The sequence below is a fragment of the Candidatus Desulfatibia sp. genome (assembly GCF_036446775.1).
Classification (GTDB): Bacteria; Desulfobacterota; Desulfobacteria; order Desulfobacterales; family UBA11574; genus Desulfatibia_A.
In genome coordinates this window covers 1-9,248 of record NZ_JAZFTO010000156.1, presented here as the reverse complement: position 1 = coordinate 9,248, position 9,248 = coordinate 1, and the positions used below count along the sequence as shown (strand labels likewise).

12 protein-coding genes are annotated in these 9,248 nt (G+C 48.7%); 10 read left to right on the top strand and 2 right to left on the bottom strand.

Annotation, left to right across the window (positions count from 1 at the left end; translation table 11 throughout):
- The 10 genes from V3S16_RS07810 to V3S16_RS07765 all read left to right on the top strand — a co-directional run.
- Positions 1-200 (top strand): Mov34/MPN/PAD-1 family protein (locus tag V3S16_RS07810; protein WP_413884114.1); only part of this gene is annotated, 200 nt, incomplete at its 5' end.
- A gap of 334 nt (positions 201-534) precedes the next feature.
- Complete coding sequence (locus V3S16_RS07805; protein WP_413884113.1) at positions 535-819, top strand: BrnT family toxin; 285 nt, start codon at positions 535-537, stop codon at positions 817-819.
- A complete protein-coding gene (locus tag V3S16_RS07800; RefSeq protein WP_413884112.1) occupies positions 816-1,088 on the top strand; it encodes an antitoxin in 273 nt (90 codons plus the stop codon). The genes V3S16_RS07805 and V3S16_RS07800 overlap by 4 nt, the downstream gene beginning before the upstream one ends.
- An 81-nt stretch (positions 1,089-1,169) precedes the next feature.
- Positions 1,170-1,367, top strand: a complete 198-nt coding sequence (locus V3S16_RS07795; protein WP_413884111.1) for a hypothetical protein — start codon at positions 1,170-1,172, stop codon at positions 1,365-1,367.
- A gap of 192 nt (positions 1,368-1,559) precedes the next feature.
- Positions 1,560-3,374, top strand: a complete 1,815-nt coding sequence (locus V3S16_RS07790; protein WP_413884110.1) for a YcaO-like family protein — start codon at positions 1,560-1,562, stop codon at positions 3,372-3,374.
- Between the two features lie 151 nt (positions 3,375-3,525).
- A complete protein-coding gene (locus V3S16_RS07785; RefSeq protein WP_413884109.1) occupies positions 3,526-3,933 on the top strand; it encodes a M67 family metallopeptidase in 408 nt (135 codons plus the stop codon).
- A gap of 250 nt (positions 3,934-4,183) precedes the next feature.
- Entirely contained in the window at positions 4,184-4,921 is a 738-nt protein-coding gene (locus V3S16_RS07780) for an SDR family oxidoreductase (protein WP_413884108.1), read from the top strand.
- Between the two features lie 106 nt (positions 4,922-5,027).
- Positions 5,028-5,651, top strand: coding sequence for a DUF3786 domain-containing protein (locus V3S16_RS07775; RefSeq protein ID WP_413884107.1), 624 nt, complete (start codon positions 5,028-5,030; stop codon positions 5,649-5,651).
- Positions 5,652-6,012: 361 nt separating this feature from the next.
- Positions 6,013-6,294, top strand: a complete 282-nt coding sequence (locus V3S16_RS07770; protein ID WP_413884115.1) for a type II toxin-antitoxin system RelE/ParE family toxin — start codon at positions 6,013-6,015, stop codon at positions 6,292-6,294.
- A gap of 12 nt (positions 6,295-6,306) precedes the next feature.
- Positions 6,307-6,606, top strand: coding sequence for a HigA family addiction module antitoxin (locus V3S16_RS07765; protein ID WP_413884106.1), 300 nt, complete (start codon positions 6,307-6,309; stop codon positions 6,604-6,606).
- A 204-nt stretch (positions 6,607-6,810) separates the two neighbouring features.
- Here the strand turns inward: V3S16_RS07765 and V3S16_RS07760 are convergent, their stop codons facing one another.
- Both V3S16_RS07760 and V3S16_RS07755 read right to left on the bottom strand, forming a co-directional pair.
- Positions 6,811-8,133 carry a (Fe-S)-binding protein gene (locus V3S16_RS07760; protein WP_413884105.1) on the bottom strand — a complete coding sequence of 441 codons (1,323 nt, stop codon included), beginning with the start codon at positions 8,131-8,133 and terminating at the stop codon, positions 6,811-6,813.
- A 242-nt stretch (positions 8,134-8,375) separates the two neighbouring features.
- Entirely contained in the window at positions 8,376-8,765 is a 390-nt protein-coding gene (locus tag V3S16_RS07755; protein ID WP_413884104.1) for a type IV pilin protein, read from the bottom strand.
- Positions 8,766-9,248: the final 483 nt, after the last annotated feature.

Sequence of the window (9,248 nt, the reverse complement as noted above, 5' to 3'; positions counted from 1 at the left end):
GTTTGCAGGTGGCGGCAGTGTACCACACCCATCCCGAAGCCCCGGCCCGGCCTTCTGTAGAGGACATTCGCCTGGCCCATGACCCCGGCATGGTTTATGTTATCGTCAGCCTGATGGCGGGAGTGGACCCGGTCCGGGCCTTTAAAATCAATCGGGGTGAGGTTGCCGAGGTGCCTCTGCATGTGCTGGCCGCCCGATAACCATCATTGTAAACGCCCAGCAGCACCGCATCTTAGAAGGAGAATGGAGGGCGGACCACAGGAACAGCTTGATATAATATATAAATATCAATAAATCCATGTGGCCCGGCCCCAATTGGATAGAAAGAAGCGTAAGAAAACGCAAGGGCTCTTGGTGGCAGGTCCCCAAAAACCTCGAAACTGGAGAAGAAGATTAGAGGGAGAGCATTAAGGACGGCAGGGCTAACAACGTGATGCAGCCAATCGCCCAAACTGCGGGCTCTGGCTGATCACCGCGTTATCCTGGAAAAAGACGAATCTTGACTTGTACATGCAAAAGATGTACACTGCAATCATGAAATATGATTGGAATCCAGAAAAAAATCAGTGGCTGAAAGAAGAAAGAAAGCTGTCTTTTGAAGAGGTAGTTTTTCATCTATCACAAGGTGATGTTTGGAAAGTTGCAGATCATCCAGATCAACAAAAATGTCCAGGGCAAAAAATTTATTTTGTTATCATTGAGGATTATATTTATTTAGTCCCACATATTGTAAGAAAAGAACAAATATTTTTAAAGACAATTATCCCAAGCAGAAAAGCAACAAAAGTTTACCAAAGAGAGAAGGGAGAGCAAAAATGAAATACGATAAAGAAGAAAAAGATATCTTAGATGCTTATGAAAGTGGAAAAATGAAGCTTTCTACACCATCTAAAAAGGAAATAGAAAGTATCAAAGCCATAGCAAAAAGCACTTTTAAAAAAGACAAACGAATCACAATACGTCTTTACGAGCATGATTATAAAGGAATTCAAAAAAAAGCAATGAAAATGGGTATCCCCTACCAAACCCTCATCTCTGGCATAATTCACAGATACATCGAAGGTGAATTAGTATCAAAAAATGGATAACATCACAATTCACCAGATCAGCTACAGCCTGCGGCTTCCGCTGCCAGGTGATTGTGGGCGTTAGGAAGCGGAATATCCCAGATGACTAAGCGTGACAGAAAACAAAAGAACGAACTCAAGGTGTTTATCTCAAGTCGCGAGTCGATATGTGATGAATGCGGTGAGAATCTCGGCCACGGTGCCTGGATATTACTCCAAGAGAATGACAATGTGAACTTTCGGGACGCCCCTAAAATTATAACATTCGGTAACTGGGGTCTGCTTTTGGCTTTTGATTAACCTCTTTTGAATAAGAAAAGTCAACGGCAGGCTTGAACTCTCTTAGCTATTTAAGGTACGCAACGGAATTTGATACCACTTTATATCAGAAACACTTGACAACGGAAAACGGATTGGGCATGTTCAGAACCCACTGGTAAAACCTGGCAAAATCAGCCTATCTTCTTGATCACAGGGGCACAGAGGACGACCATGAGCAAAACAACCCGACGCCCGCCCATTCCCGTCCCCGTCACCTATAGGGATTGTTTCAAACACTACACCTATGACCAGGACAAGGTCTGCACCCCCGAGGAGACCATAGCCAAGTTCAAGCAGAAACTGGCCGAGGTCAAGCTTGATATCTTGACCGATGTGCGGCGGGTCGACACCGGCCGGCTGGGTATCCCGGTTTACTTCAGCGTTTGCGGCAAGGAAGCCTTCGAGGTCATCCGCAACAAGAAGCAGATGGGCAAGGGCTGCACCAAGGCCCAGTCCCAGGCCAGCGCCTGTATGGAACTGGTTGAGCGCTTCAGCTTTTTCAGCTTCAAGCAAAACCCGGCCAATTTCATCCGGGCCACCTACGCCGAACTCAAGGCCGAGGGGCTGCCCCTGCTGTCCCTCAAATACCTGCTCAAGTCGGTACACGATGAAAACACCTCGGAGGAAACTTTAGCCGAGCTTATCGCTGATATTCCCATCCGGTGGGCCTGGGCCACCAGCCTCAACCGGGGTGAGATGGTCCTGGTTCCTTTTTCCTGGTTCTATGCAATCAATGAATTCAACGGCTCTTCCGCTGGCAACACCTATGAAGAGGCGATTTTACAGGGGCTCTGTGAGATCGTCGAGCGCCACGTCTGCGCAGAGGTGACCCGCGAGCGGATCAAGGCCCCGCTGATCGATCCCGATTCCATCACCGATCCGGTGGCCGCCGAACTGCTAAAGAAATTCACCCGCCACGGGATTCAGGTTTATCTCAACGACTTCACCCTGGACACCGGCATTCCCACGGTTGGGGCTATGGCCATCGATCCATCCACCTTTCCGGAGACCAGCGAGATCGTCTATACCGCCGGTACCACACCGGAACCCAACAAGGCCCTGATCCGAGCCCTGACCGAAGTGGCCCAGTTGGCCGGGGATTTCCATACCAAGGCCAACTACGTGGCCAGCGGTCTGCCCAAGCCCCTGTCCCTGGATGAGGTGGATTACATTGTCAACCCCGGCCGGACCGTAAAGTTAAGCGACCTGCCCGATCTTGGCGACAACAACATGAAGGTGGAGATTGAACGCTGCCTGACGGCCCTTGCCAAGCTGGACATGGAGGTGCTGCTCATCGACGTGCATCATAAGGATTTGCAGATTCCCGCGATCTACACCATCGTGCCCGGCGCCCATTTCCGGGAGCGCTCCATGAGCAAGAACGCCGGGCTGTTCGCCGCCAAGCTGGCCCACGAGCAGATCAGCGACCCCGCCGCCCAGATCGAGCAGTTCAAAAAAATGAGCGCGATCCTACCCCGGGCCTATTTCATCGAGTTCTACCTGGGCAAGAAAAAGACGGCCTTAAATCGCTTCCAGGAGGCCATGGTCCACTTCAACCGAGCCCTGGAACTGAACCCCGAGGCCGAGGATGTTCCCTACATCTACTCTTTCATGGGGGATTGCCTGAAAGACATGGGCCAGTACCAGGAGGCGATCAGGGTCCTGCGCCTGGGTATCGAACTGGATGAGGAACGGCCGGACCTGCACAACCTGCTGGGATTTTGCCATTACAAGCTGGATGACTACGAAACCGCCGTCACCCACTTTTCCCGCTGTATTGAGTTGGAGCCGGCCTCGGCCATCGATTTCGCCAACCTCGGGGTCAACCTGCGCAAGCTCAACCGCCATAACGAGGCGGCCCGCAACTTCAAGATCGCTCTGACCATGGAACCTTACCTGGAGCTCGCCCGCACCCACCTGGACGAGCTATTTGCCGAGCACAACCAAACCGCTGAGAAAACGTCCAGTAGCACCACATCTTGTTGACGCGAGCGGGGCCCGGGCGCTGATATATTCGCGCGGGCTGCTTGCCCGAATCTGCGGCACTGCTGAACGTTTACGGCTCGTTGACCTCGGAGGGCGATGTCTCTGGTGATCTTGTTATTTTAAGCATTGATTTAGATAAAGGATTCCAGCGATGACTTTGCAGATTGAAGAAAAAATTCTGACCGCCATGCTGGAGCACGGCCGGCGGGAGGAGCCCAACGAGGCCTGCGGCTACCTGGCCACCAAGGACGGGGTGGTGGGTCATCATTTCGAGTTAACCAACATAGATGCCGCCCCCGATCACTACACCATGGACCCGGCGGAACAATTTGCCGCCATCCGCCGGATGCGGGAAGAGGGTTTGCAGGTGGCGGCAGTGTACCACACCCATCCCGAAGCCCCGGCCCGGCCTTCTGTAGAGGACATTCGCCTGGCCCATGACCCCGGCATGGTTTATGTTATCGTCAGCCTGATGGCGGGAGTGGACCCGATCCGGGCCTTTAAAATCAATCGGGGCGAGGTTGCCGAGGTGCCTCTGCATGTGCTGGCCGCCCGATAACCATCATTGTAAACGCCCAGCAGCACCGCATCTTCGAAGGGGAATGGGGGGCGGACCACAGGAACATATTGATATAATATATAAAACGTTTAAATTTTGCGTCAAATAAGGCCTTAAAAGGGCATTTTGGGGGCCAAAACACACTTTTAAGAAGAAAAGCACGGTTAGATGGCAAGGGCAAACCGACGTTATGCGTTAGAAACACGTAACCGTTTATCATGTTATTCTAAATATTTAGCAGGAGGCACGCATGGAATTCAAGGCAAATACGGTGCTCATCACGGGCGGTGCGTCCGGGATTGGGTTTGCACTTGCGGAGCGATTTATTCAAGCGGGAAGCAGCGTCATCATCTGCGGTCGCCGCGAAGATAAATTAAAAGAGGCCCAATCGAAATATCCGCAACTGCATATCCGCGTGTGCAACGTGGCCAACCCGGCTGAACGCACGGCGTTGTTTGCCTGGGTAACAGAAACATACCCGGGCTTGAATATGCTCGTCAACAATGCAGGGATTCAACAACGAATTCAACTGCAACAGAAGCCGGCTTGGGAAACCCTGGGTGAAGAGGTGGCGATCAATCTTGAAGCCCCGATCCACCTTTCAACCCTCTTTATTCCCCATCTTCTGCAAAAGGAACGGTCTGCAATCATTAATATCACGTCGGGGCTGGCCTTTGTGCCACTGTCGAATGTGCCTGTCTATTGTGCGACAAAAGCCGCGCTACATTCGTTTACGCTTTCGCTGCGACATCAACTATCCGGCACGCCGATTGCCGTCATTGAAATTATTCCGCCCGCTGTTGATACTGATCTCGGAGGCAAAGGGTTGCATACATTCGGTGTGCCCCTCAATGAATTCACGGATGCCATTGTGGAACAACTGAAAATGGGAAGCATTGAAGCAACATACGGCTTTTCAGTTGAATCGAGCCGGGCAACGCGCGAGCAGTTGGAGGCAATCTTCAAGCAAATGAACCAACCCTTGTAGTAATGAACTTTGGGGACATCCTATTACTATTACGGCGAAAAAGGCAAACTGACCCAGCGCTTGGGCAAAATAGGGATGGCGTGTTAGCATTCCATAGGGCGGCGGCATGAAAGAATCAGGCGAGACCGGAGGATACCGCAAAATCTATATGGAGCTGACCCGACGCCTGGCCCAGACCGATATTGCCGCTTCAGCCGAAATGCTTGGTCTTGGTCTGAATGACGCGCGTGAAGCCAAGGTCCCGTTTTTGGGCAAAACATTTCTGGTATCGCCCACTGGTGTACGGCGATCGGATGGACAGATGTTTTTGGACAATATCGGCAGCGTTCTGTGCCATTACATCATGAACGGCAGCCGGTGCCGGCCAGGCGGCCGCATGGTTACCTTTTCGGCGTTGGCCGGCCCGCTCTTCAAACAGGGCAGCTATTCCCAAGACGCTCTAGAGCGTCCGCTCATCAAGCGCTTTCAAGGGCGTGTGGGAGAGCTGCTGGCGGCCGCAGGCTCGATGGGCGGTCGGCTGGCCGGCGAGGCGGGCATGGGGTCGGTGAGCCTGAGGTTTGACCTGCTTCCCCACATACCGCTACAGGTGATTTTTTATGACCGTGACGATGAGTTCCCAGCCAGGGTGACCCTGCTATACGATCAGAATGCGACCCGGTTTCTGGAATTTGAGTTTTTGGCCGTTCTGGTAACGCTTTTCGTGCAAGGGTTGTCGACCTTCGGTGGATGACCTGAGGAACGGGGTCACATTTTGATTAGTGATTATAGTTTTTATATTATATTATTTCAAGGAGATATGTTGATAGCGCCGATGGTTTAATGATGACATTAATCACAAATCAAGATGTGATTCCAATTGTTTGGACATCCCTGCAAAAACGCAAATTCTACCGGTTTCAATATACGTTCTAAATAAGCGATAGTATCTGATAATATTGTAAATAATACTGATTATTTGAATGATGTAATCTGTAGTATTTGCGTTTTTGCAGATGACATCATTGTTGGATGACTCCAGCTATTTTTTTAAAATTGAAAGGAAAAAACAATAACCCTTGACGATAATATCTTTTTGGGTTATTATGTTTGCAATGATCAAAATATTTAAATGCAAAGAGACTGAGAAAATATTTCAAGGTCGGTTTTCTAAAAAATTGCCACATGACATACAGCGACTTGCGGAAAGAAAACTAATTATGATCCATAGAGCGGCTAATCTTAATGATCTTCGAGTTCCACCTGCAAATCGACTGGAGAAATTGAGCGGCAACCGTGAAAGACAGCACAGTATACGAATAAACGACCAGTGGCGTATTTGCTTCGAATGGCGCGCAGACGGTGTATACAGTGTTGAGATAGTTGACTATCACTGAGGAGGTAGCAAAATGAGAGATTTTCCGCCAACACACCCTGGCGAAATATTGCTTGAGGAATTTTTAGAGCCAATGGGAATATCCCAGTATCGGCTTGCAAAAGATATTGGCGTTCCTGCCATGCGAATTAACAAAATTGTTCGTGGTGAAAGAGGGATTAGTGCTGACACAGCTCTAAGACTGGCCCGGCATTTTGGGATGTCTGTTGATTTTTGGGCAGGTATTCAAGTTCATTATGATACTGAAATGGCTAAAATGAATTTAGGCAATCGCTTAGAGAAAGAAGTCAAAGTTCTTGTTCCAGCAGACTGAAAATCAGTCAATACTCTTTATATCCAGCATCCAACAAAAGCTTAGAGTAATGGGGTCACCCATTAATTATTTGCCGTTGCCCAAACAGGTAATCAAGAACGTTTATTAGCCCACGTTTGAATCCTCTGTTTATCTTTCCATAAACCGTGCAGCGCGTCAGGATCGAGAGTACTTCAAAGGGCTGCTCGATCTCCGGAAACGTTGCTATCCCGCGCGGTTCAAGGTAGGCTTTGCATTCATTTTTAATGATTCCGCATAGATTTCAATTGGATGTTTAATCGTAATAGATTCATTTGATTTGGAAAGTATATCAGCAATCTGCAGCATGCAGGCCGGACACCCGGTGGCTACCTGTGAACATGCGGATGCTTTGATATGATCACATTTGCGTTTGCCGATGGCGGACGACAGTTCATAGTATTGCAGATTAAAACTTCCGCCCAGTCCACAGCACCAGTCCGACTCGGGCATTTCTTTTAAGCGGTATCCCGGGTTGGCAAGAATGAGTTGCCGGGGTTCCTCCATTACTCCGAGCGATTTTTTGAGATGACACGGGTCGTGATAGGTTACGTCAACTACACCGGATCGATGCCCTAATTCACCTTTTTCAAGTCCGATCTTTGTAACCAGGAACTGATTGATATCCATAGTTTTTTCCGCTATCTTTTCGACGCCGGCTTTGATGGCGCCGGAATCATCCTTAACCATCATGGGCCATATTTTACGAATTGTTGTGGTGCAGGTTGCACAGGCCGTAACAAGATAGTCAAAGTCGTGTGATTGAAATTTTTCCAGATTGTGGCGCACCAGCCGGTTAAATGTAATCGTATCGCCTGAAGAAATGGCCGGTATGCCGCAACATCCCTGGTTTCCAGGCATATAAATCCCGACACCGCTATGATTTAAAACATCGACAACAGACCGGGCCACACGGGGAAAAATTTTGTCAATAAGGCACCCGACATAAAAAGCCACTTTGATCCCGGAGCGGGCCGGTTTTGAATTTAAAGACGGCAGCATGCGATGAAAGGGCATTGGTGCCAGGGGCACGAAATGCCGTTTCTGCAATAACGGCGAAACAAATCTGGCACAGGAGGTGCCGATAAGCTCGTTTGCCGGCTGCGTGAAAATTTTTTGGAATTTTGTGCCCCACTCCGCCAAACGGTCAAAGAATTCCGGACGGGATAGCATTCCTCTTAATATCAGTTTTTGAACCGGCGGCAGTCCCATATAGCCGGTGAGAATGGCGCGGGCTTTTATGAAAATTTCAAGGGCGTTGACACCACTGGGACAATTGGCGCCGCATGATCCGCACAACAGGCACTTATTAAGACGTACGTACACCCCTTCAGGATCTTTGAACATTTCCTGCATCAGGCCCTCTAAAATGGCCAGTTTGCCCCGGGCTACATCGGCTTCACGGCCTGTTTGGGCAAAGAGCGGACAGACCGCCTGGCACATTCCGCACCGCATACAGACGATGAGCTGTTCTTCAAGTTCTCCCATGAGATTTGTCAGTGTTTTCATATTTTCTAAAACTATCAAACAGTTAATTACTTATCAAGCAACTTCTCAATAAATTGTTGGAGTCCACCGAAGATACATTACTATTCGTATTGACAGCAATAAATTCTACGGTATCGCATTGGTGTGGCTGCTGGTAACAGACTGTCCGGGCGGTGTGATTCAGCTTCGCGGCGGGATGGACAAACGCGGCGGCAAGATACGGGTCAAGCATATTGCAGAAGTCCTTGCCGAATGCTATTTTTCTAATTATTAGTTAATGCACCGTTGGCATTAAGAGAAAATGTTGTCATAGATTTGGTATGTCTAAATGTCATATCAGACGTTGTAGCGCCGGCAGTGTCAACTACAAAAGATCCGGAATAAGTTATAGCGGTATTCTTAGAAAAACCAGTAGGCAGAGCAGTGGCAGAGATAGTTATAACAGATGCTTGTCCTTTGTCAGCGGCATAAGCCAGGGCTATGGAGTAAAAGTTTTTGGCTTCTGCCCGGGCGGCAGATTCGTAACCTGTTCGCTGATAGTTTAAAAAATTCGGAATGGCAATCGCCGACAGGATACCGATAATAGCCACACTGATCATCAGCTCAATCAGGGTAAAACCCTTTTCGTTGCCGCCTCTAACTTTATGAATCATTTTTAATTTCTCCAGTTTCCGGAAGGCATATTCTGGGATAGCCTCTTGATGATCTCATAAAAAGTCACGCATTCAACTATAGATGGCTAAGTAAAAAGGTTCATATACAAGGCGTAGTATTTTTTCAGGAACGAGGCTATACATGTAGTATGCCGAGTGTCTGAAAAAATACTACAACGCAGTAGATGGGACTTTTTACGACGCCATCAACCTTGGGCGTTAGGTAAAGGCTGACAACCACGAAGCTTTAATTAAGTTTATCGACACGTTCTAATAATTCTTTAACTCTGCTTTCGGTAACAACTGTAAAAAAACTTATATAGGGTCTTAGGGCAGAGATATATTTTAATCCACAGATTTCGCAGATTACACAGATTACAATGAATACGCGATTAAGGTTGCGGAATCTGTCGGGTTAAATTCCCCGCAGCTTGCTGCGTTAAGATAGAAAATATCATTTGTTGATACCCCGTGGCTTGCCGC

Coding starts and splice junctions, on each gene's coding strand:
- V3S16_RS07805 (WP_413884113.1), top strand. CDS start 535: ATGAAATATGATTGGAATCCAGAAAAAAATCAGTGGCTGAAAGAAGAA.
- V3S16_RS07800 (WP_413884112.1), top strand. CDS start 816: ATGAAATACGATAAAGAAGAAAAAGATATCTTAGATGCTTATGAAAGT.
- V3S16_RS07795 (WP_413884111.1), top strand. CDS start 1,170: ATGACTAAGCGTGACAGAAAACAAAAGAACGAACTCAAGGTGTTTATC.
- V3S16_RS07790 (WP_413884110.1), top strand. CDS start 1,560: ATGAGCAAAACAACCCGACGCCCGCCCATTCCCGTCCCCGTCACCTAT.
- V3S16_RS07785 (WP_413884109.1), top strand. CDS start 3,526: ATGACTTTGCAGATTGAAGAAAAAATTCTGACCGCCATGCTGGAGCAC.
- V3S16_RS07780 (WP_413884108.1), top strand. CDS start 4,184: ATGGAATTCAAGGCAAATACGGTGCTCATCACGGGCGGTGCGTCCGGG.
- V3S16_RS07775 (WP_413884107.1), top strand. CDS start 5,028: ATGAAAGAATCAGGCGAGACCGGAGGATACCGCAAAATCTATATGGAG.
- V3S16_RS07770 (WP_413884115.1), top strand. CDS start 6,013: ATGATCAAAATATTTAAATGCAAAGAGACTGAGAAAATATTTCAAGGT.
- V3S16_RS07765 (WP_413884106.1), top strand. CDS start 6,307: ATGAGAGATTTTCCGCCAACACACCCTGGCGAAATATTGCTTGAGGAA.
- V3S16_RS07760 (WP_413884105.1), bottom strand. CDS start 8,133: ATGAAAACACTGACAAATCTCATGGGAGAACTTGAAGAACAGCTCATC.
- V3S16_RS07755 (WP_413884104.1), bottom strand. CDS start 8,765: ATGATTCATAAAGTTAGAGGCGGCAACGAAAAGGGTTTTACCCTGATT.